The 26,847-nt window shown below is 60.5% G+C and carries 14 protein-coding genes and 6 pseudogenes; 14 read left to right on the forward strand and 6 right to left on the reverse strand.

The genetic code is table 11. From position 1 onward, the window contains the following. Window positions 1-51 precede the first annotated feature (51 nt). Window positions 52-1,181 (reverse strand): IS3-like element ISRj2 family transposase gene (locus tag ABIF91_RS43715; protein ID WP_086023025.1). Its coding sequence is split into 2 segments (ribosomal slippage): window positions 52-929 and window positions 929-1,181, totalling 1,131 coding nucleotides; the frame shifts between segments, so codons are not numbered across the junction. A 95-nt stretch (window positions 1,182-1,276) separates the two neighbouring features. Between ABIF91_RS43715 and ABIF91_RS43720 the strand changes: the two are divergent. Both ABIF91_RS43720 and ABIF91_RS43725 read left to right on the forward strand, forming a co-directional pair. Beyond that, window positions 1,277-2,140: pseudogene (locus tag ABIF91_RS43720) on the forward strand (IS30 family transposase); the annotation flags it as partial. A 4-nt stretch (window positions 2,141-2,144) separates the two neighbouring features. Beyond that, a pseudogene (locus tag ABIF91_RS43725) lies at window positions 2,145-2,447 on the forward strand (integrase core domain-containing protein); the annotation flags it as partial. A 445-nt stretch (window positions 2,448-2,892) separates the two neighbouring features. Here ABIF91_RS43725 and ABIF91_RS43730 read toward each other — a convergent pair. After that, window positions 2,893-4,524: a putative bifunctional diguanylate cyclase/phosphodiesterase gene (locus ABIF91_RS43730; protein ID WP_424579875.1), complete on the reverse strand. Its 1,632-nt coding sequence runs from the start codon at window positions 4,522-4,524 to the stop codon at window positions 2,893-2,895. Between the two features lie 548 nt (window positions 4,525-5,072). Between ABIF91_RS43730 and ABIF91_RS43735 the strand changes: the two are divergent. After that, window positions 5,073-6,159 (forward strand): annotated as a pseudogene (locus ABIF91_RS43735) (IS630 family transposase). 266 nt (window positions 6,160-6,425) lie between these two features. Here ABIF91_RS43735 and ABIF91_RS43740 read toward each other — a convergent pair. Further along, complete coding sequence (locus ABIF91_RS43740; RefSeq protein ID WP_424579876.1) at window positions 6,426-7,829, reverse strand: GGDEF domain-containing protein; 1,404 nt, start codon at window positions 7,827-7,829, stop codon at window positions 6,426-6,428. Between the two features lie 1,217 nt (window positions 7,830-9,046). On the opposite strand from ABIF91_RS43740, the gene ABIF91_RS43745 reads away from it, so the two are divergent. Both ABIF91_RS43745 and ABIF91_RS43750 read left to right on the forward strand, forming a co-directional pair. Beyond that, complete coding sequence (locus tag ABIF91_RS43745) at window positions 9,047-9,907, forward strand: tyrosine-type recombinase/integrase (protein ID WP_035695117.1); 861 nt, start codon at window positions 9,047-9,049, stop codon at window positions 9,905-9,907. Further along, the gene (locus ABIF91_RS43750) at window positions 9,907-11,133 is read left to right on the forward strand and encodes an IS91 family transposase (RefSeq protein ID WP_424579164.1); all 1,227 of its coding nucleotides are present in this window, start codon (window positions 9,907-9,909) and stop codon (window positions 11,131-11,133) included. Before ABIF91_RS43745 ends, ABIF91_RS43750 begins: the two co-directional genes overlap by 1 nt. Before the next feature lie 630 nt (window positions 11,134-11,763). Here the strand turns inward: ABIF91_RS43750 and ltrA are convergent. Then, window positions 11,764-13,065, reverse strand: a complete 1,302-nt coding sequence (gene ltrA / locus ABIF91_RS43755) for a group II intron reverse transcriptase/maturase (RefSeq protein WP_208083522.1) — start codon at window positions 13,063-13,065, stop codon at window positions 11,764-11,766. A 1,055-nt stretch (window positions 13,066-14,120) separates the two neighbouring features. Here ltrA and ABIF91_RS43760 point away from each other — a divergent pair. The 6 genes and pseudogenes from ABIF91_RS43760 to ABIF91_RS43785 all read left to right on the forward strand — a co-directional run. Next, window positions 14,121-15,224: pseudogene (locus tag ABIF91_RS43760) on the forward strand (IS3-like element ISRj2 family transposase); the annotation flags it as partial. 112 nt (window positions 15,225-15,336) lie between these two features. Beyond that, window positions 15,337-17,094, forward strand: coding sequence for an IS21-like element IS1631 family transposase (gene istA / locus ABIF91_RS43765; protein ID WP_100214066.1), 1,758 nt, complete (start codon window positions 15,337-15,339; stop codon window positions 17,092-17,094). Between the two features lie 4 nt (window positions 17,095-17,098). After that, a complete protein-coding gene (istB, locus tag ABIF91_RS43770; RefSeq protein WP_424578711.1) occupies window positions 17,099-17,866 on the forward strand; it encodes an IS21-like element IS1631 family helper ATPase IstB in 768 nt (255 codons plus the stop codon). Between the two features lie 710 nt (window positions 17,867-18,576). After that, entirely contained in the window at window positions 18,577-19,845 is a 1,269-nt protein-coding gene (locus tag ABIF91_RS43775) for an IS256 family transposase (RefSeq protein ID WP_424578651.1), read from the forward strand. A 26-nt stretch (window positions 19,846-19,871) separates the two neighbouring features. Then, window positions 19,872-20,057 (forward strand): annotated as a pseudogene (locus ABIF91_RS43780) (hypothetical protein); the annotation flags it as partial. 638 nt (window positions 20,058-20,695) lie between these two features. Then, window positions 20,696-20,899: a hypothetical protein gene (locus ABIF91_RS43785; protein ID WP_011084467.1), complete on the forward strand. Its 204-nt coding sequence runs from the start codon at window positions 20,696-20,698 to the stop codon at window positions 20,897-20,899. A gap of 713 nt (window positions 20,900-21,612) precedes the next feature. Here the strand turns inward: ABIF91_RS43785 and ABIF91_RS43790 are convergent. Next, window positions 21,613-23,139: a DUF1521 domain-containing protein gene (locus ABIF91_RS43790; protein ID WP_028154393.1), complete on the reverse strand. Its 1,527-nt coding sequence runs from the start codon at window positions 23,137-23,139 to the stop codon at window positions 21,613-21,615. Window positions 23,140-23,899: 760 nt separating this feature from the next. Next, window positions 23,900-24,265: pseudogene (locus ABIF91_RS43795) on the reverse strand (transposase); the annotation flags it as partial. Between the two features lie 33 nt (window positions 24,266-24,298). On the opposite strand from ABIF91_RS43795, the gene ABIF91_RS43800 reads away from it, so the two are divergent. The 3 genes from ABIF91_RS43800 to ABIF91_RS43810 all read left to right on the forward strand — a co-directional run bounded on the left by ABIF91_RS43800 (window position 24,299) and on the right by ABIF91_RS43810 (window position 26,764). Then, window positions 24,299-24,445: a hypothetical protein gene (locus ABIF91_RS43800; protein WP_424579877.1), complete on the forward strand. Its 147-nt coding sequence runs from the start codon at window positions 24,299-24,301 to the stop codon at window positions 24,443-24,445. Between the two features lie 27 nt (window positions 24,446-24,472). Further along, a protein-coding gene (locus tag ABIF91_RS43805) for an IS3 family transposase (protein WP_424579878.1) occupies window positions 24,473-25,668 on the forward strand; the annotation gives its coding sequence in 2 pieces (ribosomal slippage) (window positions 24,473-24,721 and window positions 24,724-25,668; 1,194 coding nt in all). After that, window positions 25,665-26,764 (forward strand): IS3-like element ISRj2 family transposase gene (locus tag ABIF91_RS43810; protein ID WP_424579879.1). Its coding sequence is split into 2 segments (ribosomal slippage): window positions 25,665-25,896 and window positions 25,896-26,764, totalling 1,101 coding nucleotides; the frame shifts between segments, so codons are not numbered across the junction. Before ABIF91_RS43805 ends, ABIF91_RS43810 begins: the two co-directional genes overlap by 4 nt. The last annotated feature ends 83 nt before the right edge of the window (window positions 26,765-26,847 follow it).

Consider the following 26,847-nt stretch of genomic DNA (forward strand, 5'->3'; position numbering starts at 1 on the left):
ATACGCCGCCTTCCTCACACCGTCATCACCCAGATTCCGCCATAGCTCCGGTCATGCGGCCATCACCATAGCTTGCGTGCCGAAGTAAGCCTCGTCGGGCGTGCGCCCGTCAAGGCTCGAGTGAGGGCGTCCCTGATTGTAGAAGGCCAGATACTTGGCAATTGACGCTCGCGCCTCGGACACGCTGTCGTAGGCGCGGAGATATACTTCTTCGTATTTGACCGTGCGCCAGAGCCGCTCGACAAACACGTTGTCGCGCCAGGCGCCCTTGCCGTCCATGCTGATGGCGATCTTCGCGTCCAGCAGCACATCGGTGAACTCGAGGCTGGTGAACTGGCTGCCCTGATCCGTGTTGAAAATCTCGGGCCTGCCGTGCTTCGCCAACGCCTCCTGGACCGCTTCGACGCAGAAGGCCGCCTCCATTGTGATCGAGACGCGATGGGCCAGGACCCGTCGGCTGAACACATCGACGACCGCCGCGAGATAGACGAAGCCACGCCGCATCGGAATGTAGGTGATGTCCATTGCCCACGCATGGTCGGGCCGCTCGATCTTCAATCCGCGCAACAGGTACGGGTAGATCTTGTGACCCGGAGCCGGCTTGCTCGTGTTCGGGCGACGATAGACCGCCTCGATCCCCATGCGCTTCATCAGCGTCGCGATGTGGCGGCGACCGGCGTATACGCCCTCCCGCCGCAGCAACGATCGCAGCATACGCGCTCCCGCGAAGGGATAATCGAGATGCAGCTCATCGAGCCGACGCATCAAGGCAAGGTCCTCGGCCGAAACTGGCCGAGGTTCATAGTAGACCGTGCTGCGAGCCAGCTTCAGGACCTTCGCCTGGCGCACGATAGAAAGATCATGACCGCGGTCGATCATCGCTTTGCGCTCAGCAGGCCCGCCTTGGTGAGCGCGCCGGACAAAAAATCGTTTTCCAACGCCAGCTCGCCGATCTTGGCATGTAACGCCTTCAAATCGACCGGCGTCTCGGCCGATGTCTTGTCATGCCCAAACACGCCGGCGGCGCCTTCCAGGAGCTGGTTTTTCCAGATCGTGATCTGGTTCGGATGAACATCAAACAGTTGCGCCAGCTCCGCCAGTGTCTTGTCGCCTTTGACCGCAGCCAAAGCAACCTTCGCCTTGAATGCCGGAGAATGCGTCCGGCGGCTCTTCTTCGTCATCTTCGCTCCTGATTCGCAGCAAGAATCCTCGCCGCTGTCAGGCAGAAAATCCACTCAAGCTACTGTCCGAATTTGCGGGGCCAGCTCTTATTGCTGGCCCCACCGTTCGGTGGAACGGCCGCCGGCATGGCCGGCGAAAGGATCGACGATGGGCCAAAGCATGGAGCCCTGAGCAGATTGCCCGACGCTTGCCGATCGACTTCCCGGACGACAAGACGATGCGCATCAGCCACGAAGCCATCTATCAGGCTCTCTTCGTTCAGGGCCGCGGTATACTACGCAGCGAACTGACGGCCTGCTTGCGAACCGGCCGCGTGTTGCGCGTGCCAGGGGGCGCGTACGCAGGCGGGGCAAGGGCTTTGTCTCGCCGGAGATCATGATCAGTGAGCGCCCCGCTGAAGCGGCCGATCGAGCCGTGCCGGGACATTGGGAGGGAGACCTCATCCTCGGTCTTGGCAGCTCGGCGATCGGCACGTTGGTCGAACGCACGACGCGCTTCACAATGCTATTGCACCTTCCCCGGTTGGCGGGGCATGGCGAAGCTCCGCGCAAGAAGAGCGGACCTGCGCTTGCGGGACACGGGGCGGAAGCCGTGCGTGACGCGATCTCGCGCACCATCATCACTTTGCCCGAAGAACTACGTCGCGCGCTGACTTGGGATCAAGGAGCCGAAATGGCTCAGCACGACCGCCTCAAGATCGATGCGGGCATCCAAGTCTACTTCTGCGACCCGCAAAGCCCTTGGCAGCGCGGCACTAACGAGAACACCAACGGGTTGCTGCGGCAGTACTTTCCGAAAGGCACAGACCTGAGCATCCACAGCGCCGACGAGATATCCGCTGTAGCAGCGGCCCTCAATGCCCGACCGAGAAAGACACTGGGCTGGAAAACGCCGGCAGAAGCGCTTGACGAATTACTGTCATGAGTTGAAAACAATTGGTGTTGCGACGACCGTTTGAATCCGCCCAATACGTATCCATTAAGTACACCGAGCGCCTGGCTGAAGCTGGTGTGGAGCCTTCTGTCGGCAGCGTCGGAGATTCCTATGACAATGCTCTCGCCGAGACCATCAACGGCCTCTACAAGGCCGAGGTGATCCATCGGCGCGGGCCATGGCGCAGCTTCGAGGCCGTCGAGTTCGCGACGCTGGAATGGGTCGACTGGTTCAACAACCGGCGGCTCTTGGAGCCCATCGGCAACATACCGCCGGCCGAAGCCGAGCAACGCTACTACGCCATGCTGGAACAATCCGCCATGGCGGCATAACTTAAACCAAATAGCCTCCGGCAATCCCGGGGCGGTTCAGAAAAGGGCAATTGACATTGCTAAGCAAGTCAGTAACTCGCAGAAAATGGAAAGCAAACGTGGCAAACTACGCCAGGACGACGAGTCTACACTAGGAACAGATGATGCAGCTCGCCGTGCCGGCGAGCGGGCTGCCGAGCAGACCAGTCATCGTCGGGTGAGCGGGTTGCAGGCGCTATCGCCGATTCTCGAACCTCTGAGACGTGCCGTCTTCGGCTCAGAGGCCGATTAAGTTGACGATTGCCAGCTAGCAGCTTCTCATCCTTTATTCGTTCGGCCATGCACTTTTCGGCCGCAATTCGCGTGGCAATAGACAAGACGACTGTATTCTCGAAGTTCATGCTCGAGGAGCCGTCATAGACGGCGTCTTGTGGCAGACGCTCCCCGAAAGCCCGAGCGCATCGACTCACGCATGCAGGCTTCTTGTCCCATCTTCGGCAACCGCCGTGCGGCCGGATTCGCGACTAAGCAGCGCGGGGATACCGGCGGCCTGGACGGCATCACTGAACAGATAACCTTGTCCTTCTGCGCAACCATTGGCCACCAGATAGGCCAGCTGGCCTGCGTCTTCGACGCCCTCGGCCGTGGCCGTCAAACCAAATCCATTTGCAATGCCAAGGATAGCACGAACGATCACCTGGCTGTCGGTACTGTCGCCGAGATGCGACACGAAGCTTCGGTCTATCTTGATCTTGTCGAGACGAAACGAAAGCAGCTGGCTAAGCGTAGCATAACCCGTACCGAAATCATCGAGCGCGATGCGGACGCCGGCTTGACGGAGTTCATCCATCACGGTCTTCGCAACCCCGGTCTTTTCCACGAACGCGCTCTCCGTAATTTCAATCTCCAGGCGGCTCGGACTGAACCCGGTTTGCCCAAGGATCGATAGAATGCGCTGTCCAAGCGCGGGGTCACGCAACTGAATTGGCGAAATATTGAAGGCAAGCGTAAACATCTCCGGCCACGTATTGGCATCAAAACAGGCGCGGCGAAAAAGCTGATCGCCAAGCGCGTTGATGAGGCCAGTTTCTTCTGCAATCGGAATAAACACGTCGGGCGGAATATGCCCAAAAGTCCTGTTTTCCCAACGCGCCAGGGCCTCGAACCCGATGATGCGATTACTTTTGAGCGAAACGAACGGCTGGTAGTGCGGCTCGATAATATCGGCCGTTATCGCGCTACGAAGCTCTCGCTCGATCTGGATGCGCCGCTCGACATGCATGTCCAGCTCTGGTTCGAAAAAGCGAACACACGACCTGCCATCGCCTTGTGCGCGATAAAGTGCACGTTCGGCGCGCCTGACCAATTCGTGGAGATTGACGCCGTCAATCGGAGCGATGGCGATGCCAATTCCAACGCCAAGCTCGGCTGAACCCGTCTCGATCGCGAAAGTGTCGCCGGCGGACGCCACAATACGGCGCGCCAGATTGGTGGGATCCTCAAGGGAGCTAATGTCTGGCATGACAATCCCGAATTCGTCGCCTCCAATCCTCGCCAGGACGCCATCCGTGCGCAAGACGTCGGCGAGCCTGTTGGCAAATGCGCAAAGCGCCTTGTCCCCCGCTGCGTGGCCATGCGTGTCCTTGATCCTCTTGAAGCCCCTAAGGCCAAGCATCAGAACGGCCACCTGGTGGGTGTCGCCGGCGAGGCCAAGGCACGCATCAAGTTTTTCATCAAACAGGCGACGGTTAGGCAGGCCAGTCAATGGATCATGTCGCGCCAGATCGCGCGCTTCTGCTTCTGCAATGGTTCGTGCTTTGGTTTCTCGGGCGAGATCTCGATAGCGGCGAACACTAAAGATTGTCAGCGCAACGCTCAGAACAAATGCGACAAACATGAAGAATACGATGGCGTCGAGTGCCGAATCCGCATAGCCCCGTCCCAGCTGAAACAAACGAGGGCCAAGCTCATAAACATGCGCCAAGATCGAAGCAAGAACGACGCCCCCAAAGAGAGCGATGAAATCCCTTGTGGCAGAACTACGCCAATCGAACCAATCGGCGTGCAATACGCGCGATCGTGGATTTGACAAACTCATCACAGTCGAACCTTCGCTGAAGCCGGTTATTCCAGTGAGCTCTTACAAGTAGCATAACGGCACACTTAATACCAGGTGTTGTACGCCGATTACCTGAACTCGACTAACGCCTCGCAAGCCCGCGACGGTAAGCGCGCCGTCGGATCGCGATCGTCGTTCCCGGCAAAAGTGGTTTGCAATCGAACCGGCCAGTTGTCACATTGGTAGCGCGGCCGAAGCCACGGTTTACGCCTCCAAGATGCCGCTTCAACGCTTTGAGGGCTCTGGGGCGCACGAGTGGCAAGAGCGAACGGATGGTCCCCGGGGCGCCACTTGCTGAGCCTCCCCGGCAGATTGCATGCTCTGGAACTGAAGGGCCTGGCGTGTTAAGGTTGGTGCCGTGTATCCTCCTCGACTGGCGCTGCGCCTCCCGAGAATCGTCCCGGTTTACCCGCGCTCTCGAGGCCGACGAGCCACCGAGAAAGCGCCCGGATAAATCGCTTACCTAGTGCGTGCTCTGTCACTAACATTTGAATCCCAACTTGTCGCGCATATGATTCACTTGCGGCATGGGAAACGACTTGATTGTACTTGATCGCAAGGCTCGCAGGGAACTGGAGCAACTGCTCACCGATGGAAACACGGCTCAGAAGATCGCCAAGCGAGCGAGGATCGTGCTGATGACGGCGGAACGGTCATGGCGTCGTGGCGATTATGCGTGAGGTCGGGGTTTCCAAGACCACGGTCTGGCGCTGGCAGGACTATTTTGCCGAGGCCGGCGTCGATGGTCTGATCAAAGGCCGCTCCAAGCCGCCTGGCCGAAAGCCGCTCAGCGCTGCCATGAAGCTCAAGGTCGTCGAGAAGACCGTGAAGGAGCGTCCCGCCAATGCCGCGCACTGGAGCGTGCGATCGATGGCGGAAGAAATGGGCATCAGCCACACGAGCGTGCAGCCCATCTGGGCCGAACACGGCCTCAAGCCGCATCTCGTGCGCAGCTTCAAGATCTCCAACGATCCCGACTTCGTCGCGAAGGTCGAGGACATCGTCGGCCTTAACGTCGATCCGCCGGAGAAGGCGCTGGTGCTTTCCGTCGATGAGAAGAGCCAAATTCAGGCACTCGACACGCAGCCGGGTTTGCCCTTGAAAAAGGGCCGTGCCGGCACGATGACCCATGATTACAAGCGCAACGGCACCACAACACTCTTCGCCGCGCTCGATGTGGCGGCCGGTACCGTCATCGGCGAATGTCTGGCGCGCCATCGGGCAGACGAGTTCCTGTCGTTTCTGAAAACAATCGACCGCGAGACGCCCGCACATCTCGATCTGCATCTGATCCTCGACAACTACGCCACCCACAAGACGCCGGCCGTGAAGCGCTGGTTGGCGCGACACAAACGCTTCACACTGCACTTCACGCCGACATCCTGTTCCTGGCTCAACCTCGTCGAGCGGCTCTTCGCCGAAATCACTCGCCAGCGCATCCGGCGAGGAACCTTCAACGACGTCACCGAACTCAAGACCGCGATTGACGAGTGGATCGAGCATCGAAACCAAAACCCAAAGCCCTTCAAGTGGACCGCCGGCGCCAAATCCATCCTCGCAAAGCACCGCCGAGCCAAAAAAGCGCTCGCCATCGCAAAAACCGGATGCAAATGAATGAGTCAGAACACTAGCGCGGTATAGGCGACCTCCAGCAACTGCATGTTCCTGAGTTTTGAGCACGAAGAATGCGGCGCGCCTGCTCAACCAGCTTCAGGCGAACCTTGCGACCGCGAAGCCATTGTCCCGCTCGCGGCGCTGATGGAAGAGACTCGCTCGACCGCGTAAAGCAAGATGCGATCTACGTTGTTCGCCGCCGCGATTCCCGGGTCGCGACCATGTTGCTCGTGCAGCCTTAGGCTAAGCGCGCGAATGAACGAAGCCTACGCGGCAATCACACGATTACGACCTTCATGTTTTGCGCGATAGAGCCGCTGATCTGCGACGTTCAGCAATCCGTCAAGCGTGTCTCCATCGCGCCCGAACTCCGACACCCCAACACTGATGGTGACGCAGACCGACGGTCGGGCTTCGACGTCGAATGCAGTGCCTTCAATCGTCGATCGAAGGCGCTCGGCTACCGCGCAAGCCGTGTCGAGCGTCGCCCCCGGCAGCAAGACCATGAATTCTTCACCGCCCACGCGCGCGACAGAGTCATAAGGGCGAATTGCCTCCAGACACTTTCGCACAAATGCGCGGAGCACCTCATCGCCGACGCTGTGACCACGTGAGTCATTGATATCCTTGAAATGGTCGAGATCGAGCGACAGCAGAGATAATGGAGCACCGGTTCGCTTGGCCCGCGCGATCTCGGCGCCGATATGCTCGAGGAAGTGTCGCCGATTTCCGGCACCGGTCAGTGGGTCGGTGGCGGCAAGGCGTTCTAACCTTTGATTGCTCACTTGCACTTGCTGTAGCGCCCTTTGAGTGTCGGCCATCGAATCGGCCAGGCGGGCCATCATTTCTTCCTGGCTATAGATGGTCGAGAAGGATTGCGTCGTTCGGAAAGCCTGGACAACGCCATAGCTGAGCAGCAAGAACCCGCCAGCAAAGATCGCGTGGGCGAGCCACCACATATGATTCCACGGTGCCGCCAGAATGAATGCGAGCGACGATAACGCAAACCACGCGACCGAGATGCCGAAAACAAGCATGAGCGGCGAGTGAATCCCTCGCATGAGCATGACCGCGACGTTCAGCGTACTGAACACCAGTGCACCGCCCTCCATGGACAAGCGTACCGCCGGGTGTCCCGCATAGGGGGAGTAGGCGATCAATGCGACAGCTATATCCACGGTCAGGAACAGGCCGGTCCACATCAGCCATGTGCGCGCATCCGAACGCTTCTCGACCTCGTCTGACGGCTGGTTATAGCTGAGCAGCCCAACGAAGAGAAGAATCGACATCGCGAGACGCGACGCCGGTCCATAGAGCAGAAACAGCCAGATATTGCGGTGTGCCATCCTGGTGAAGGCGCCGTGCAGTAAATAGATCAATACGAAGCCGAGAAAACCCAGCGTCAACCAACGCAACAGAGGTTCGCCCGAAGACCAGTAGCAGCGCCACGTCACATAGGTGACGAACAGCCCTTCGAGGGTGGCGACGGCAATCGCGAATTCATGGAACGGGTGATTTTCGAATTTTAGCGTGGGCTCCTGCTGGAAATACAGGTAGGCGATGAACTGGGCGGGCATAAGGGCAAAGGCGATGAGGAGAAGGCTCATATACGCCTGTGTGACCAGCCGGAGCGCGTTGCTCGGTTCGTGTACCGCAAGATTGGTGTTCATATGCATATACCGCCTCCCGTGATGACGTGCGGTCGTTTCATTGCCTCTTGGGCGTCCCGAGGGATACTCTGTCCCAGAGCACCTTCGGTCCTTGTGTACTACCCAGATGAAGGAACCAGGGTGCGTCGCGGCCGGAAGGCCATTCAACAACTCGGCGCCCGCGATCACCGCTGCACCGGCGCGACGGAGGCGTGAGCTTGAGCTTTCTGTCCATCTGCGGCACCCCGTCGAGCAGGCGGCGGCGCCGACAGGGTCGGCCTTGTCGTTCAGCAGATTATTCCGGCTCCTGCCGCGAGTTGTCACGGTCAGCGAGACGCTCGAAAACGCCCATCGAAAGACAAGGAAATCACGAGCCCGTTGAGGAAGGAGTCTGCGTATTACCGTACTCAACCGTCTGCCTGCCGCCCGTCGGTAGTGCCGCCGCCACAATCGGTCCGTTACTGGTTCGGCTCCGAGCCAACACGCGTAATGAGCAAAATCGTAAGCGTCAGCCCGCTTTGATTGACGAGTTTCTCGTAGGCCATCTGCGATCTCCTTCGTCTGGGATGTCCCCGCACTGCGCGACCGGGGCCGTTAGGATACCTAAGCTGGTTGAGCTAGCCGCCTGCCAAACCTTGTAGGTTCCCTAACGCAACTTGTGAGATTGGCTTGCGGCAAGGAGGAATTACTCGATCCGTCCCGGATGACGCACGAAGAGATGTCCGACCGACAAAGTAGTCGCCGGTCCAGCTCTATCGGGCGCGCGGCCAGCACCGCCGCCCATGTCCGGAGCCTCCCGACGCGGCGTGTCCGCCCCAAGCGCGAGAAACGCGAGGCGCATCGGCTAGAGGACCACGCGAACGCACGACGCACGACCGAAACGCCTTTTCTTGAATTGGTGCCGGACTGACTAAGACGATAAAGGCACGCGCGAGGTGGGATTCGTAACGCTCCCGTTGCATCTGCCGGAAGAGAAGCTCAGCGCCGGCGAGGCCTCGGTTCAGATCTCTGCGCGCTCTCGCGCACGCCGACCTGGAAGCCGATGAGTGTGAATCGACGCTGAACATTGACCCCGCACGCGCGAAATCAATCAAGCACTTGGGACGCCGATCGGCGTCCGGACTCCACGCCGATTGAACGAAGCCGCTGCCGCGGCGTGAGGGGCAAGGTGGCGTAGATCGCCTCCTGGCTGAGAGGATGTGGGTGTTAGAGCCCACCCCCTCAGACAGGAGTATGAGATGGCCGATTTGAGCCCTCTTCGCCGCCGCATGATCGAAGACATGACCGTCCGCAATCTGTCGCCGGCGACGCAACGATCCTACATCAGCGCGGTTTCGAAGTTCAGCCGCTATTTTGGCCGATCGCCTGACCGGTTAGAGCTGGAAGACGTCCGCGCCTTCCAGGTGCATCTGGTCTCGACCGGCATCTCATGGCCGGCGCTGAACCAGATCGTCTGTGCGCTACGGTTTTTCTACGGCGTCACGCTCGGCGAGGCACTGATCCCGGAGCGCATTCCCTATGCGCGAGAACCGCGCAAGCTGCCGGTCGTGCTCAGCGCCGACGAAGTGGTTCAGTTCCTCGAGGCCGTGTCCAGCCTGAAGAGCCGCGCCGCGCTCACCACGGCCTATGCGGCCGGACTCAGGGCCTCCGAAGTCGCGGGACTGCGGATCGAAGACATCGACAGCGCCCGCGGCGTCATCCAGGTGCGCCACGGCAAGGGGGCGAAGGACCGCAACGTGATGCTGTCGCCCCAGCTGCTGGGTATCCTGCGCACGTACTGGCGGCTCGCCCGGCCGCGGCTTTATCTGTTCCCTGGTCGTGACGAAGATCATCCGATCGATCAGACCGTGTTGCACGCCGCCTGTCGGTCTGCGGTGAAGGCTGCGGGCCTGACCAAGCGCGTCACGCTCCACACGCTGCGCCACAGCTTCGCGACGCATCTTCTCGAGAACGGAACCGATATCCGGATCATCCAGGTCTTGCTCGGGCACAATAATTTGTCGTCGACAGCGCGCTACACGCAGGTCGCCACCGATACGATCCGGGCGACGCAGAGCCCGCTCGATCGCCTGTCGCTGGCCGCGGCGGGATGCGGGTGATGATCCGCCCCGACAGCCGCTGCAACAGGCCCGCCATCGAGATCGCCGATATTCTGCGCCGGCATGGCGACACCTATCGCCGTGTACATGCCGGTCATCTCGGTCGGGTCGAGCGGCGCGTGATGAGCGCGATCGTGGCGTGCCGGACCGAGGCGCTCGGCGGCCACATGGAGGCTTGCGACGACTGCGGCATGACGCGGATCGCCTATAATTCCTGTCGCAACCGGCACTGTCCGAAGTGTCAGGGGCCAGCCCGAGCCGCGTGGCTCGCCGCGCGAGAAGCCGACCTGCTGCCGGTTCCCTATTTCCACATCGTCTTCACACTGCCGGCTCCGATCGCCGCGATCGCCTTTCAGAACAAGGCCATCGTTTATGCGATCCTGTTCAAAGCCGCCGCCGAGGCAATGTCGACGCTCGCCGCCAATCCACGCCGGCTCGGCGCCGGGATCGGCGTCGTCGCCGTCCTCCACACCTGGGGGCAGGCGCTGACGCACCATCCCCACGTCCACTGCGTCGTGCCGGGCGGCGGCCTCTCGCCCGATAGCGCGCACTGGATCGCCAGCCGACCAAACTTCTTCCTGGCCGTCAAACCGCTCGCCCGGCTGTTCAGACGCCTGTTCCTCGAACGTCTGACCGCCGCCTTCGACGCCGGCACCCTGAACTTCTTCGGCGATCTCGCATCCCTGGCCGAGCCTGCCGCCTTCGCAGCTCACCTCGTCGCTATGCGGCGCATCAGCTGGGTCGTCTACGCCAAACGGCCGTTCGGCGGCCCCGCGCAGGTGCTGGCCTATCTCGGCCGCTATACCCATCGCGTTGCAATCGCCAACAGCCGGCTCGTCGCCCTCGACGAGGATCACGTCGCCTTTACCTGGAAGGACTACCGCCAGAATGGCGCGACAAAGATCATGAAGCTCAAGCCCGACGAGTTCATCCGCCGCTTCCTTCTTCACACGCTGCCCGATGGCTTCCATCGCATCCGCCACTTCGGCTTCATGGCCAACGGCCATCGCGCTGCCAAACTTGCTCTTTGCCGCAAACTTCTCGATCGTGAGCGGACACCGCCAAACGATGGCGAGCCGTCGCCTGTGGATTCGGACGCTCTGACGTGGGCCAAGGCTCCCGCCTGCCCTGATTGTGGTGGCGTCATGCGCATCATCGAGCGCTTTCGACACAGCTTCAGCTGTTCCGGCGCTCCCACCCAATCGTACCGGTGCGACACATCGTGAGCCAACTTATACCGTGCACGAAGATCGTCATTCGTCATTATGATCCCATCGTCTCGATCATCGCAGACGCTGCCGAATCCGTGCGGCCAAACAGCGCGATGGAAATTGTTCGATGCAGCGGGCCATCGATCGCTACAGCCGGTAAAATGCTCTCTGTCTCAAGTTGCCGCCATTGCGCAACCAAAACGTCGCCGCGTCAGCTCCGCAGTCTGCCGATAGCAACCCGCGATCTCAAACTATCCCCATAGCCGCACCACCGTGCATATTCTCCCGCGGCTTCGTTCAATCCGGCTTCAATGAGGTCGCGTTACAAGCGCTTGCCGCGCCCTCGCGTGAGCGCGACCTCACAGAACCCTCCAGATTCACATGCTGGGCGACATCGAGCGGAATCCGCACGTCATCGACGATCGATCGAACGGCAGCTGGTGGCAGAAGCTCAACTCGCCGCAGAAGTATTGTCGAGTGGGCCGAGGGAGTTTCACCCTCAGCCCCTCACAGGTAGGGTCGAAGACTGGCGCGCCGACAGGCCTCTCGACCGTGCCACGTTTCCAGTCCCCTCCACGTCGCACGCAGCATGCGGATTTCCCGCACTGCGCGCTCCCATTTGCTTCACGCCAACGCTTATGGGACCTATCCTGCTGGGGCGACTTTCGGCCCGTCGCGTCGCACTCTGTAGGCGTTGAACAGCCCGAGAGTGTCGTACAGCCACCGCCTATTCCATCGTTCCCAGCCGAAGCCCTTTCGTTTCTGAGCATGCGCCAGATGGCGCCTGACCTTCTTCTCCACCCAGTCTTTGATGAAGCTGAAGCACTCGCTGGAATGCCCCACCGCGAAGTAGTTCACCCACCCCCGGAGCATCGGATTGATCAAGTTTATCACTCGTTCAACCGGTTGCGACCGGTGTCGGCGGAACACCTCTTTGAGCGCCCGCACCAGTGCCGTCCGCTTTTTGAGCTTGGGCGTGTAATGCGGCCGCATCGCTCCGCTTAGTCCGCGGAAGTAGCGGAACTCAAAGCCCAGGAACCCAAAGCACTCACCGCGCTCAAGGTCCACTGTGCGGCTCTTTTCATCATTGATTTCCACCTGCAGCTTGGCGAACTCCTCCCGGAGTCGTTTGGTCACGGCTCCAATCAGCCAGTCATGACGCTTGTAGGCGTCGATCAAGACCACCAGGTCGTCAGCGAATCGCGCGTATTCGACGTAGGTGTACTTGCCGTTGCGGGTGACTTCCCGCGCTCGCTCCAGCATCCTGTCCACCTCATTGAGGTAGAGATTACTGAGCAAGGGCGAGATCACACCGCCCTGCGGAACGCCCTTCTTGCCTGAGGCTTTCAGCATCATCTTTAGGAGATGCAGTATATGCGCGTCATCAACCCGCCGCGCCACTTTCTCCAACAGCCGGTCATGCCGGACATTGTCAAAGTAGGCCCGTAGGTCAATGTCGAGAATCCGCGTCTTCCGTTGGACTATCGCTTCAGCCACACGCTTGATGGCGCCATGTGCTGTCCGTTTGGGCCGATATCCATACGACCCCGGTTGAAAGTCAGCCTCGAACACAGGCTCGAGGATGAGCTTGAGCGCCCCTTGCACCACTCTGTCGCGGATCGCCGGAATCGAGAGGACACGGACTTTGCCCCCGTCCTTCGGTATCTCCTGCCTCCGCGCGGGAAGTGGCTGGTAGGTGCGCCCGATCAGTTCGTCCCGTAACTGCTCAAGCAGAGCTTCCACGCCTTGCGTCTCAATGGCCTCGAAGGTGACACCGTCTATTCCCGGTGCTCCATCGTTCTCTTTGGCCATCTCATACGCAGCGCGCAGGGTCTCCATCTTGCAGACGTGGACGTATAGTCCCCAGAACCGCCAGGACGGTTCAGCCTTTGCCTTGACGTATATTCTCCGCCTCAGGTCCTGCAAATCAATGGACGCCTTTGTCATCTCGTCCTTGCCTTCCCTATGTTGGAGCCATTGCAAATGGCAGGGTCCCTTGGCTCCACGGATATTACTCCGCTTCATTGCTACTCCGGACCCGGCCGCCACCCTCTCGTCTTCGGCCGACTTCCCGGTTTCGCCGGTTATACGGCCTACCTTGCTCCGACGATTTCGCGTCGGGACGAGGAGGGCTTCTCCAGTTGCTCAGCATGTCCTTGTCACCGTGCTGTCGCTTCCACCCCGCCGAGGTGAACATCCGTATCGGTCAGTCTTCAGTTGCTCATGCTGCCTTCGCCCTCCGGTTGAAGGCTCGGCCCTCGGGGATACTCACTTTCGAGGCCACAACGCGTTCACTTTTATTACGGCCCGATGACTCGTAGCCTCCCCTGGGGAGACTTTGTCGATAGGCTTCAGAGTTTCAGTTTCCATCACCTCTGCTATCCAAACTACGGGGCTCTGACTTCTACCCCGGCAGGTTTGTCTCCTGCTGAACATGCCAGCCTTCGCTGGACACACAACCGGACGTGATACTCTCGCATCATCCGGCTCTTGTCACCCAACCGTTGCGTGACCAAGGCGCGCCCAGTGGACGAAGAGTGAGGGGTTGTGTGAATCGGCGCGGGGGTCCGACGCCGATCGGCGCCGGGGTCACTTTTCCGGCACTTGAAAAATCAAGACGTTAGCCCACGAGATGGACTGATTGAGGGGCGCATTGCCTCACCCAGAATGTTACTGGACAACTTCTCGCCGATGATTGGGTCGGTGCCATCGAATTGGTTCGGTGGCGTCTATGGCGGGAAAGATCAGCATGGGCGCGCGGCGCGAGGTGGTGTCGGTGGTAACGGAGCGTTACCGATCGGCCAAACGAGCGGAGAAGGGACGGATCCTCGACGAGCTGTGCGCGACGACTGGCTGGCATCGCAAGCATGCGGTGCGCGCGCTCAGGCGACGCGAGGCGGTTGGACCGGGCGAGAGAGCTGGCCCCGCAAATTCGGACAGTAGCTTGAGTGGATTTTCTGCCTGACAGCGGCGAGGATTCTTGCTGCGAATCAGGAGCGAAGATGACGAAGAAGAGCCGCCGGACGCATTCTCCGGCATTCAAGGCGAAGGTTGCTTTGGCTGCGGTCAAAGGCGACAAGACACTGGCGGAGCTGGCGCAACTGTTTGATGTTCATCCGAACCAGATCACGATCTGGAAAAAACCAGCTCCTGGAAGGCGCCGCCGGCGTGTTTGGGCATGACAAGACATCGGCCGAGACGCCGGTCGATTTGAAGGCGTTACATGCCAAGATCGGCGAGCTGGCGTTGGAAAACGATTTTTTGTCCGGCGCGCTCACCAAGGCGGGCCTGCTGAGCGCAAAGCGATGATCGACCGCGGTCATGATCTTTCTATCGTGCGCCAGGCGAAGGTCCTGAAGCTGGCTCGCAGCACGGTCTACTATGAACCTCGGCCAGTTTCGGCCGAGGACCTTGCCTTGATGCGTCGGCTCGATGAGCTGCATCTCGATTATCCCTTCGCGGGAGCGCGTATGCTGCGATCGTTGCTGCGGCGGGAGGGCGTATACGCCGGTCGCCGCCACATCGCGACGCTGATGAAGCGCATGGGGATCGAGGCGGTCTATCGTCGCCCGAACACGAGCAAGCCGGCTCCGGGTCACAAGATCTACCCGTACCTGTTGCGCGGATTGAAGATCGAGCGGCCCGACCATGCGTGGGCAATGGACACCACCTACATTCCGATGCGGCGTGGCTTCGTCTATCTCGCGGCGGTCGTCGATGTGTTCAGCCGACGGGTCCTGGCCCATCGCGTCTCGATCACAATGGAGGCGGCCTTCTGCGTCGAAGCGGTCCGGGAGGCGTTGGCGAAGCACGGCAGGCCCGAGATTTTCAACACGGACCAGGGCAGCCAGTTCACCAGCCTCGAGTTCACCGATGTGCTGCTGGACGCGAAGATCGCCATCAGCATGGACGGCAAGGGCGCCTGGCGCGACAACGTGTTTGTCGAGCGCCTCTGGCGCACGGTCAAATACGAAGAAGTTTATCTCCGCGCCTACGACAGCGTGTCCGAGGCGCGAGCGACAATTGCCAAGTATCTGGCCTTCTACAATCAGGGGCGCCCTCACTCGAGCCTTGACGGGCGCACGCCCGACGAGGCTTACTTCGGCACGCACCCCGTGGGTCGGTCAAAATCCCCCGGGTATGGTCACTTGAAACTCCCCCACCTGATGATCGCCGTCAGCGCCGCTGAACAGCAGTAGCCGGTCAGGCAGGACGTTTATGTTCGACCCCTTTAGCCAGCAAGGGGCCGGGGAGTTGAACGTCTTGAAGCGACATCTGCAAAGCACCGTACTTACATTACTTGATCGCAACACCAGCCAGCGCGAGATTCACCGGCTGACGGGTGTCGATCGCAAGACGATCCGGCGTTATCAGGCGCTGCGGGCCGGTGCGGAGGCAAATTCCCCCGGGGAAGTGACCACCGGCTCGGTGAGCGCGGACGGCCAAATTCCTCCACCCCGACCACCGGCTTTTGGGACATCGGAAGCGACGGTCACCAGCAGCCTGGCCCGTTCGGCTTGCGAAGCGCATCGGACGTGGATCGAAGAACAGGTCCGGCTGAAGCGGAACGCGCAGGCGATTTACCAGGACCTGGTTGATCAATTTGGCTTTCCGTCCAGCTACCAGAGTGTCAAGCGGTTTGTGCGCCGGTTGCGGCACGCTGATCCTGAGCAGTTTGATCGTCTTGAGTTCCTCCCCGGCGAGGAAGCTCAGGTCGACTATGGCGAGGGCGCGCCGACGGTTGATCCGAAGAGCGGGCGGTACCGTCGTCCCCGCCTGTTCGTGATGACGCTACGCTACTCGCGGCGCAGCTTCCGGCGGGTAGTCTGGAAGTCCAGCCAACAAGTCTGGGCGCAGCTCCACGAAGAGGCGTTCCGGTATTTTGGCGGGGTCCCCAGCTATGTCGTGCTCGACAACCTGAAGGAAGGCGTCCTCAAGCCGGATTTGTACGAGCCCCAGCTCAACCCGATTTACAGCGCGATGCTGGCTCATTACGCCGTGGTCGCCGATCCCGCGCGCGTGGCCGATCCAAATCGGAAAGGATGCGTCGAGAATGCGATTCAACATACCCAGGGCACTGCGCTGGCCGGACGGCGCTTCGAGACGCTGGAGGCGCAAAACGAGTTCTTGAGGCACTGGGAGGAGAACTGGGCTTCCAAACGCATCCACGGCAGCACGCGCCGTCAGGTCGAGGCGATGTTCCAGGAAGAGAAGCCGCACCTGCGGCCGCTGCCTGTCGCTCCCTTCCGCATCTTCACCGAAGTCGTCCGGACTGTCTGCGACGACACCACCGTACGCGTCGACAACAGCTATTACGCCGCGCGGCCCGCGCCGATCGGCAGCCAGGTCGTCGTGCGCATCTACACCACCACGATCGAGATCCGTGATCGCCACACCCGTGCGCTGCTGCGTGTTCATTCCCGGATGGCGCACCCCGGTTCTGTCGTCCTGCCGACCAGCGAACGGCCGTTCAACCCGTCGCGGCAAACCGCCGTGCTGCTGGCGAGCGCCGAGCGCATCGGACCGCAGACCAGGGCCTTGTGCCAGCAGGTGTTCGACACCGAAGGGCGCCCCGGACAGCGCGCGATGTGGGGCATTGTCGGGCTGGGCCGGAAGTATCCGGCGCGGCTGGTCGAGCAGGCCTGCGCGCACGCCATCGACAACCGCATCTACCGCTACAAGCACGTGCGTGCGACCGTCGAGCGGTTGTTCGAACAGGCGATCGAGCAGGTTGGAGTGACGCCACAGCCGGCATCGCCGCTCACCCAGGATCATCCGCTGATCCGTACCCCCGCGGAATACGGCGACCTCTTCAGCCGCGCTGTGCGGCGCGACGCCGACGACAATGGTCGGCAGGCCGAGGCTCACGACGATCACGCCACGGCAATCCGCGCTCGTGTCGCCTGCGCAACCCCGGCCAACTCCGGCGCCACGAGCGCTCCCGCTGCACCTTCTCACCTTAAACTGGAGACCTAGCCACATGATGACCATGCCGGAAATTGAGCGTTGCCTACGACAGCTGCGCCTGTCGGGTGTCCGCGACACGCTGCAGACGCGCGTGCTCCAGGCGCAGGGCGCCAACCAGCCCTTCCTCGAGACCTTCTCCCTTATCCTGCAGGATGAACTGGACCGTCGTCAGTCCCGTCTTATCGAGCGGCGATACCAGCAATCCGGGCTCGACGAAAAGCTGACGCTCGCCGAGTTCGACTGGTCCTTCAATCCCAAACTGCCACGTCAGACCTGCTTCCAGCTCCACACCCTGGCGTTCATTGCCGCTGGCGAGAACGCTCTGCTTGTTGGCAAACCTGGCACCGGGAAGTCGCACATCGCCAAGGCGATTGCCTATCAGGCGATCCTGCAAAGCCACAAGGTCCAGTATCTTGAGACCGACGACTTCTTCCACCGCTACGCCCTGAACTCTCCGGCACAACGCGAGGTCCGGCTGCGAACCATCATCGACTGCGATCTCCTCGTGCTGGACGATCTATTCCTCGCACGCGCCATCCCCGACGCCGCCGGCACTTTGCTGCAGACCCTGATCCATCAGCGTTACAAACTGCGCCGCAGCGTCATCGTCACCTCCAATCGCGTCGTGCAGGATTGGGGGGCATACCTTGGGGACAACACTATGAGCACGACGATCCTCGATCGCCTTATGCATCATTGCCATCTGCTTGAGTTCGACGGACGCAGCTATCGGCTCAAAGAAGCCGCTGAAGCTCTTGCCCGGGAAACAAACTCAAACTAACAGTCCCTTGTCCTGCCTCGCGGGTGGAGGAATTTGACTGACCACACCCGGAGGAATTTGAAGTGACCCGCGGGGCGCAAGCTATGGTGATGGCCGCATGACCGTCGCCGACGATTTTGTCGTCGCTCTGGTCGGGCTACGCCCTCCCGACGCAACGACAAAATCGTAAAGCCCCGCGTTCAGCATAACCCGGCAGGACTCCACTTAAATCCAGCGGGGCGCTGTCCAAACAACCGGGGCCAGCTCTGACCTGCTGGCATCGTGTTTCTCAGCAACTTATTCGCATGGATGAGCGCTCATCAAACCAAAATCACGCTCACCAACCTCAGGGGCAAACGCCGTCAGGTTTCTGGACGACTCCCTGTTCTTCGAGCAGCATTGCGGCGCAAAGCTTCGCCCGGATGCATCACCACGGTCGACAACGCGACCACTGATGAGGATCGCTCATCAGCGATTGCCATGGCTGGCTGGAACACAACCTTGTTCCTTGGCTGGCTGCGCGCCTGTCGATCTCTCCCGCGAGCGGCGTGTACAACCGGCCGGTAGCCGCCATGCCCATCTGATCGCGGGCATCTGGACCGGGTTCAAGGGCGACCGGGGCACCTAGTCCAAGCCGAGCTATGCGGGAAACTGGGTGATGACGGAATGAGATAGGCGGCGTATCGAGGCGGGTGTCGAGCCTGCCAGAACCTCAAGGAGAGCGATACGCCATGAACGAGCATAGCAACATTGTCCCACTGCGTCAGCCCGATGAGATCGACGATCCACTGACGAATATTTTGCGATCTGGAGCTCGGCAGCTGCTTGCGCAGGCTGTCGAGATGGAAGCCGAGGCGTTTCTCGCCGCGATGAAGGGCTTGAAGCTTCCCGATGGCCGCGACCGCCTCGTGCGACACGGCCATGGTCCAGTGCGGACGATCCAGACGGGGATCGGCGCCGTCGAAGTCGCCCGGGTAAAGATTCGCGATCGCGCGGTGACCAGCGATGGCGAGCGGATCCGCTTCACCTCGGCGATCCTGCCGTTGTGGGCACGGCGCACGAAGAGCTTGGATGCACTTTTGCCGGTTCTGTACCTGCGAGGCATCTCGACGGGCGACTTCCAGGAGGCGCTGGCGGCGCTCTTGGGCAAGGATGCGCCGAATCTTTCTCCGGCGGTGGTTTCCAGACTGACGACGGAGTGGCAGCTCGAGTACGAGCGTTGGCAGAAGCGCGATCTGTCGGCGCGCCGGTACGTATACGTGTGGGCGGACGGCGTCTTCCTGCAGGCTCGCATGGAAGACCACAGCGAATGCATGCTGGTGCTGATCGGCGCGACGCCGGAAGGCAAGAAGGAACTCATCGGCTTCCAGGTCGGCGTGCGCGAGAGCACGCAGAGCTGGCACGAACTGCTCGTCGAGGCGAAAACCCGAGGGCTGAAGATCGCCCCGGAAATCGCCGTCGGTGACGGCGCGCTCGGCTTCTGGAAGGCGCTCGACGAGGTCTTTCCCGCCACGCGACATCAGCGGTGCTGGGTGCACAAAACCGCGAATATCTTGAACAAAGTCGCAGTGTCGGTACAGGCCAGCATGAAGAAGGATCTGCGCGAGGTCTATTTGGCGTCCAACCGAGCTTCGGCCGAAGTGGCGATCGATGTCTTTGCCGAGAAATACGGAGCGAAGTACGACAAGGCGGTCGAGTGCCTGACGAAAGATCGCGACGCAATGCTTGCGTTCTACGAATTCCCCGCCGAGCATTGGGACCACTTGCGGACGACGAATCCCATCGAAAGCGTGTTCGCGACGGTCCGGCACAGAACGGTGCGCACGAAAGGTTCGTTATCGTCAACGACTGCCAAGTTGATGGTGTTCAAGCTGCTCTGCGCCGCATCAAAGACCTGGCGGCGGCTGAAAGGCACAAATCAGTTGCCGAAGGTCGTCGCAGGTGTCAGATTCGAAAACGGCATCGAGGTCATCCAAGTGCCGGAAAACCACGCCGCCTGATCGCCTCGTCACCCAAAATCCCGCATAGCTCGTCCAAGCCGGTCCCCGGCCCTCACCTCGTTTATGGCTTCCTGACGACCGATGAGGAGCGCGACGTATGGATGCGCGCGCCGCGGGATGAAGCAAAGGCATTGCAGCGGCCGTTGCCGGATGATGCGCTGAAGATCGTGATGCGCGGCGCGGATAAGGAAGATCAGCCAACAGCAGGGTAGCAATGCTTTAGCGCCGCAATCGGTATGGTGGCCATACCAATTATGGGGACAAGAGGTCTGATGTTGTTCAAATCGCCAACAACGGCCGTGCTCATCATCAGCGCACGCCGATGGCCGAAGCGTTGCATTTCTGCAGGGCGCGGCGTTCGGCATTGCTGCGAACTGCCCGAAACTTCATCTGTATACGAAAGCAATCGCTCAATCGAAAAACGGTATCCGAGGAGTTCGCCAAGGCAACGCAAAGGAATTTGCAGAGGGCGCGTTTCTGTTCCACGAATTGCTAACTGGCGGAAAAGGAGACGAATGTGATGGCGGCTCGTGCACCTGCGATAACGTATGCGGCCTTCGCCCCGGTACATGCTACTTCGTGATCGAACCGTCGGAGGTAAAGCCCTGAGTCCGCAATTCTTTAAGGCAGCACCTTGACGAGATTGGCCCGCTTGCGTGCAGCCAGCTCGACAGCAGCATCGCGCGCCGCTTTGAATGTCATCACTTCCGCTGGCGCGTGCTCATGATCCTTCTCGATCATGGATGAAGCCGCCAAGGAAGCTCGATCTTAGTCAGCTTTTCGCAAGCTGCTCCTGCTAGCATGAAGAGGATAGGTCATCTAGGCGACGCCGCTATCCGGGTGTTACGACATGAACGCAGACGCAGCCGATATCAATGCAACAGCGTCGCAGGTTGGCGCCCCCTCCGACACCGCCGAGAACGGCGGCGATGACACGCGTGCAGCGCTACTGCGCCGAGCATTCGAAAAGGCTCTTGTTTCCGTCGCGACGCAAGTCATAAGCGATTCGCAGTCGGATATGGATGAGGCCATGAGCGAGCTTGATGATGGATGAGCCGATGGTCGGCGCCAGATAGCGATACGGCCGCCTGGTGATTGAATCGAAGACGTGCCAAGTGAGACTTGGCACACGCCAGCAGTTAGATGCGCATTCTATGATCTTTCAGGTCCGCTGCGAACTGCTCCGCGAATCCGAATGCACCTGGATCTTTTTGGCAGCGGGCTGCTGCGACGTCCCTTTGGCGTCCCCAACAGCAGACTTTGACGGAAATGGTGATGCTCAAAGCCATGGCGCCTCCGGCTTCGTGAGAGGATGATGGATGTTCTGGGGGCGCAAGGGTTCACGCCCGGCTTCGTAGGCTAAAGACAGGCAGGGCTCAACGCGAAACAGGGCTTATGCTTTTGAGCCGAGGGTAGATCGCGCCGCAGAGGCCGTCCCCAATCCAATCTACGATCTTGGCCGGGATTTTCGCTGCGACGCCTGCATCTGCAGGACGTTGACTTGCAGACAGACCTGAGAGCACCGTTCCCGTGCAGCGCCTCCATCGCCGGCAACGCGCCGCAGCAATTCTAGCGGGGTAGCCGGGTCTGGAGGCCCTCCGCCCGTTTGTCGGCGCCAAGGCTGCGATTGCCAAGACAATCTGGCTGTTACCGTCGATCCTAAATCGATAGATCGCCAAGCTGCCCTTCTCGCGGCCGTTTGGCGAAAATGAAAGGCGGGCGCTAGCGCCCGCTTCCACGAGTTTCCGACCTCCCCGGGATCAGGCCTCATGCCGGCTGTGCATCGCGACCGAAAATGCGCCGGAACATGGCCTCGCGCATCATCGTCTTGAAATCCGGCGGCGCATCCGGGTTCTCATTGTGGTTGATCACCGACTGCGTCACCTTGCGTCCGGAGTTGTCAACCCACCCCTGATTTGTCTCATGGATTGTCTGAGCTCCATCGGACGTCAGCTGATCAAGCGTCCGCCCAGCATTAGACTGCGTGACCTTCAGATTGTTTTTCCCATCCTTGTCGTCGCCGAGTCCCTCCACAACCATGGCATTGTCGCCGTTGGTGATGGTGAGCTTCGAGGAGATGGTTTTTCCCTTGCCATAATCGACCGTGTCCACCGTAATCTTCGTGCCGTCGTCGAGCTGGAAGGTCATACCTTTCTTGAAGTCGAAATCGTCCTTGCCGTCGCCATTAGCATCGACGTGAGGATCGCCGTGGATCCTCGAGACATGGCCGGTCTGGTTGTTCCTAACGGTCCAGGTGCCGTCCTTCTCATCGGCTGTGATCGTATACTTATCACCAAGGTTGATCGTCGCCTTGCCGTCCTTGACCTCGTGCGACCACACTGGCGCTGGCTGAGATGACGGCGCTGGCGTCTGAGCGACGGCAAGCGGAACCATCGCAAGAGGCGGCGGTGGAGGAGGAACGAAGAACACGGGTGTTGCAGTGGCAGGCGTTGCGATTGCAGACTGGTAGTTGCCCGGCGCGCGACCCTGTTCGCCGGCATCGATACTCGCCTGATTCACCACGCCGCCGGCGCCATCGACCCAGCCTTGGCCGCTCTCATGGATCGTCTGGGCACCATCGGGTGTCAGCTCATCAAGAGTCATGCCAACATTGGACTGAGTCACCCTCAGATTGTTTTTGCCATCCTTGTCGTCGCCGAGCCCCTCCACAACCATCGCGTTGTGGCCGTTCGTAATGGTCAGCTTTGAGGAGATGGTCTCACCATTACCGTAGTCGACATTATTGACGGTAATCTTGGTCCCATCGTCGAGCTGGAAGGTCATATCTTTCTTGAAGTCGAAGTCATCCTTGCCGTCCCCGTTAGCATCAACATGGGGATCGCCATGGATCTTCGTGACATGGCCGGTCTGGTTGTTGCGAACGGTCCAGGTGCCATCCTTCTCATTGGCTGTGATCGTATATTTGTCGCCGAGGTTGATCGTGGCCTTGCCATCCTTGACCTCATGCGTCCATACCGGATCGACGGAAGGCTCCGAACCCGAACTTTGCTGGCTCAACAGCATGGAAGGAGGAGGCGGAGCCATCATGTACACGGGAGCAGCCACGACTGGAGTGACGACCGCCGGAGCCACGACAGCGGTAGTGACGCCACCTGCAGGAACGACAACGACGGCAGCGCCTGCCGGCAGGTACTGGTAGGCACCCGGCGTGGCATACTGTCCCAACAGTGTGCTGAAAGCTGGGCTGGCAACCACCCCCTCTGACCCCACCCCATTCACCGTCGAATCGAGTGCGCCGACCACGGGGAGACCGGCCACGGGAAGATACGCCATTTAGTTCACTCCTGATTGCATCGAAGAAAGCGGTAAAACTGCGAGCGTTATGGTGAGCGAATGAATGCCTCTCGCCACCAGCCCCGGCAGCCTCGATGAGCCCCCTCTCTCATCACCTTCGCAGCGGCTCGGCGCGAGCATATCGCGCCCATCGAACTCGCAGGGACTCTACCTGCAGCACCTGTCGAAAAGCTGACGACAATGAACCACCGACTGAGCATCGCAACCCTCGTAGCATCCGAGGGGTGCGGATCGCATGGTTGCTCGCGGCGGCCGGCCGTCACGACGGACCATCTCAGGCAACTATCGACGCCCGCCGATCACATGTGATACGTCGCTTCGTTAACATCGATCGACTGTCCGATGTCGGCTGCGCCGATCGGTCCTGTTGCATGCGAGATTCACGCCGCTTGCTCTTGATGCAACAATCATCGGGACCGAGAGGCACATCATTCTGTCGATAAGTGACGCGGTCGCCGCAATTCCGCCAGTCACTCCATCGGATCTGGGAAGCAGCATTCCAACCGCTCCGGCCACGCCGCTATTGCCGCCAGCGGCGATCCGAAGATTCCGGACGCGATCTGTGGGGATACCGGCGATCACACCAACAGCCTCTACAGCATCAGCGCGCGGCCCTAACCAGGCTACCGCCCCACGCCATGAGTCTCCAAAGACTTCAGATTGGATGACTCAGCGTGATCGACAAACGCCACAGCCAACCTGTTGGGAGCTATGGCTGATTTTGGGTGACGCGGCCTGATCAGGCGGCGTGGCTTTCAGTGTTCGGAATGACTTCGATTCCGTCGATGAACTTTACACCGGCGATGACTTTCGGCAACTGGTTCGTGCTCTTCAATCGCCGCCAGGTCTTCGATGCGGCGTCGATGAGCTTGAACACCATCAGCTTCGCAGTTTGTTGCGACAGCGATCCCTTGGTCCGCACCGTTCGGTGGCGCACCGTGGCGAAGACGCTCTCGATCGGGTTCGAGCTGCGTAGGTGGATCCAGTGCTCAGCAGGGAAGTCGAAGAAGGCGAGCAGCGCATGGCGATCCTTGATCAGGCACTCCACCGCACGTCCGTATTTGACGTGGTATTTCTCGACGAAGACGTCGATCGCGGTTTCAGAGAGCTGGCCCCGCAAATTCGGACAGTAGCTTGAGTGGATTTTCTGCCTGACAGCGGCGAGGATTCTTGCTGCGAATCAGGAGCGAAGATGACGAAGAAGAGCCGCCGGACGCATTCTCCGGCATTCAAGGCGAAGGTTGCTTTTGGTCTGAGCCCCGCAAACTCCTCCAAGAATGGGTAGAGTCCGTCACCTCTGAGGAGATGGACCATGAAGCCAAGTCGGTTCACGGAAGAGCAGATCATCGGGATTTTGCGGGAGCAGGAGGCGGGTGTGGCGACGGCTGATGTCTGCCGCAAACACGGGATCTCGAGCGCAACATTCTACAAATGGAAGGCCAAGTACGGTGGCCTGGAGGTATCCGATGCCAAGCGGCTGAAGGCATTGGAGGACGAGAACGCCAAGCTGAAGAAGCTCCTGGCCGAGGCAATGCTCGACAACGCCATGCTCAAGGACGTTGCGTCAAAAAAATGGTGACGCCCGCCGCGAGGCGAGAGGCCGTCGCTCATCTGCGGACCAACTTCGAAGTGAGCGAACGGCGGGCGTGCAAAGCCTTGGGGGCAGATCGCGCATCGGTGCGCTATCGCAACGGGCGAGCCGATGATGCGGCCGTACGCGCCCGCCTGCGCGAGCTGGCGGCCATCCGCCGCCGGTTCGGCTACCGTCGTCTGCTGGTGCTGATGCGCCGCGAGGGGCTGGTCATGAACCACAAGAAGTTTCGACGTCTGTATCGCGAGGAACGGCTGCAAGTCCGCCGGCGTGGCGGCCGTAAACGGGCGCTCGGCAGCAGGGCGCCAATGGCGATCCCGCAAGGCGCCAACCAGCGCTGGAGTCTCGACTTTCTGTCGGATGCGTTCGCCGATGGCCGACGGTTCCGGATTCTGGCTGTGGTCGACGACTTCACTCGCGAATGCCTGGCGCTCGTCGCCGATACTTCGCTGTCGGGCCTGCGGGTCACACGCGAGCTCGATGTCATCATTGCCTGGCGCGGCCGGCCGGCGATGTGCCTGTCCGACAACGGCACTGAGCTGACCGGAATGGCCGTGCTGCGCTTCAGCCAAGAGAGGCAGATCGAGTGGCACTACATCGCGCCCGGCAAACCGACCCAGAATGCCTTCATCGAGAGCTTTAACGCCCGCCTGCGCGATGAACTTCTCAATGAGACGCTGTTCACTTCGCTCGCACAGGCGCGAGCCGTGCTGGCGGCCTGGAAAGACGACTACAACAACGCCCGGCCGCACAGCGCCCTGGGCAACCTCACGCCGACCGAATACGCCGAACGCAACGCTCTTGGGCCGCAACGGGACGGGACGCTGCGCTATGCCGAGGGCTCCGCGCCCCGCCCCGTTGCTTCACCGAGCCCCTTGGGCTCATATTCAACCGGGACTCTTTCCATTGCTGGATGAAGCGAGGGGCTCAGACCACTTTGGCTGCGGTCAAAGGCGACAAGACACTGGCGGAGCTGGCGCAACTGTTTGATGTTCATCCGAACCAGATCACGATCTGGAAAAACCAGCTCCTGGAAGGCGCCGCCGGCGTGTTTGGGCATGACAAGACATCGGCCGAGACGCCGGTCGATTTGAAGGCGTTACATGCCAAGATCGGCGAGCTGGCGTTGGAAAACGATTTTTTGTCCGGCGCGCTCACCAAGGCGGGCCTGCTGAGCGCAAAGCGATGATCGACCGCGATCATGATCTTTCTATCGTGCGCCAGGCGAAGGTCCTGAAGCTGGCTCGCAGCACGGTCTACTATGAACCTCGGCCAGTTTCGGCCGAGGACCTTGCCTTGATGCGTCGGCTCGATGAGCTGCATCTCGATTATCCCTTCGCGGGAGCGCGTATGCTGCGATCGTTGCTGCGGCGGGAGGGCGTATACGCCGGTCGCCGCCACATCGCGACGCTGATGAAGCGCATGGGGATCGAGGCGGTCTATCGTCGCCCGAACACGAGCAAGCCGGCTCCGGGTCACAAGATCTACCCGTACCTGTTGCGCGGATTGAAGATCGAGCGGCCCGACCATGCGTGGGCAATGGACATCACCTACATTCCGATGCGGCGTGGCTTCGTCTATCTCGCGGCGGTCGTCGATGTGTTCAGCCGACGGGTCCTGGCCCATCGCGTCTCGATCACAATGGAGGCGGCCTTCTGCGTCGAAGCGGTCCAGGAGGCGTTGGCGAAGCACGGCAGGCCCGAGATTTTCAACACGGATCAGGGCAGCCAGTTCACCAGCCTCGAGTTCACCGATGTGCTGCTGGACGCGAAGATCGCCATCAGCATGGACGGCAAGGGCGCCTGGCGCGACAACGTGTTTGTCGAGCGGCTCTGGCGCACGGTCAAATACGAAGAAGTATATCTCCGCGCCTACGACAGCGTGTCCGAGGCGCGAGCGTCAATTGCCAAGTATCTGGCCTTCTACAATCAGGGACGCCCTCACTCGAGCCTTGACGGGCGCACGCCCGACGAGGCTTACTTCGGCACGCAAGCTATGGTGATGGCCGCATGACCGTCGCCGACGGTTTTGTCGTCGCTCTGGTCGGGCTACGCCCTCCCGACGCAACGACAAAACCGTAAAGCCCCGCGTTCAGC

Source organism: Bradyrhizobium sp. USDA 241 (genome assembly GCF_049739505.1).
Classification (GTDB): Bacteria; Pseudomonadota; Alphaproteobacteria; order Rhizobiales; family Xanthobacteraceae; genus Bradyrhizobium; species Bradyrhizobium liaoningense.

Bases quoted from the DNA above. Each gene is read 5' to 3' on its own strand.
- ABIF91_RS43745 (WP_035695117.1), top strand. From the start codon at position 9,047: ATGGCCGATTTGAGCCCTCTTCGCCGCCGCATGATCGAAGACATGACC.
- ltrA (WP_208083522.1), bottom strand. From the start codon at position 13,065: ATGACAAAGGCGTCCATTGATTTGCAGGACCTGAGGCGGAGAATATAC.
- ABIF91_RS43750 (WP_424579164.1), top strand. From the start codon at position 9,907: ATGATCCGCCCCGACAGCCGCTGCAACAGGCCCGCCATCGAGATCGCC.
- istA (WP_100214066.1), top strand. From the start codon at position 15,337: ATGTTCGACCCCTTTAGCCAGCAAGGGGCCGGGGAGTTGAACGTCTTG.
- ABIF91_RS43790 (WP_028154393.1), bottom strand. From the start codon at position 23,139: ATGGCGTATCTTCCCGTGGCCGGTCTCCCCGTGGTCGGCGCACTCGAT.
- ABIF91_RS43740 (WP_424579876.1), bottom strand. From the start codon at position 7,829: ATGAACACCAATCTTGCGGTACACGAACCGAGCAACGCGCTCCGGCTG.
- ABIF91_RS43730 (WP_424579875.1), bottom strand. From the start codon at position 4,524: ATGAGTTTGTCAAATCCACGATCGCGCGTATTGCACGCCGATTGGTTC.
- istB (WP_424578711.1), top strand. From the start codon at position 17,099: ATGATGACCATGCCGGAAATTGAGCGTTGCCTACGACAGCTGCGCCTG.
- ABIF91_RS43775 (WP_424578651.1), top strand. From the start codon at position 18,577: ATGAACGAGCATAGCAACATTGTCCCACTGCGTCAGCCCGATGAGATC.
- ABIF91_RS43785 (WP_011084467.1), top strand. From the start codon at position 20,696: ATGAACGCAGACGCAGCCGATATCAATGCAACAGCGTCGCAGGTTGGC.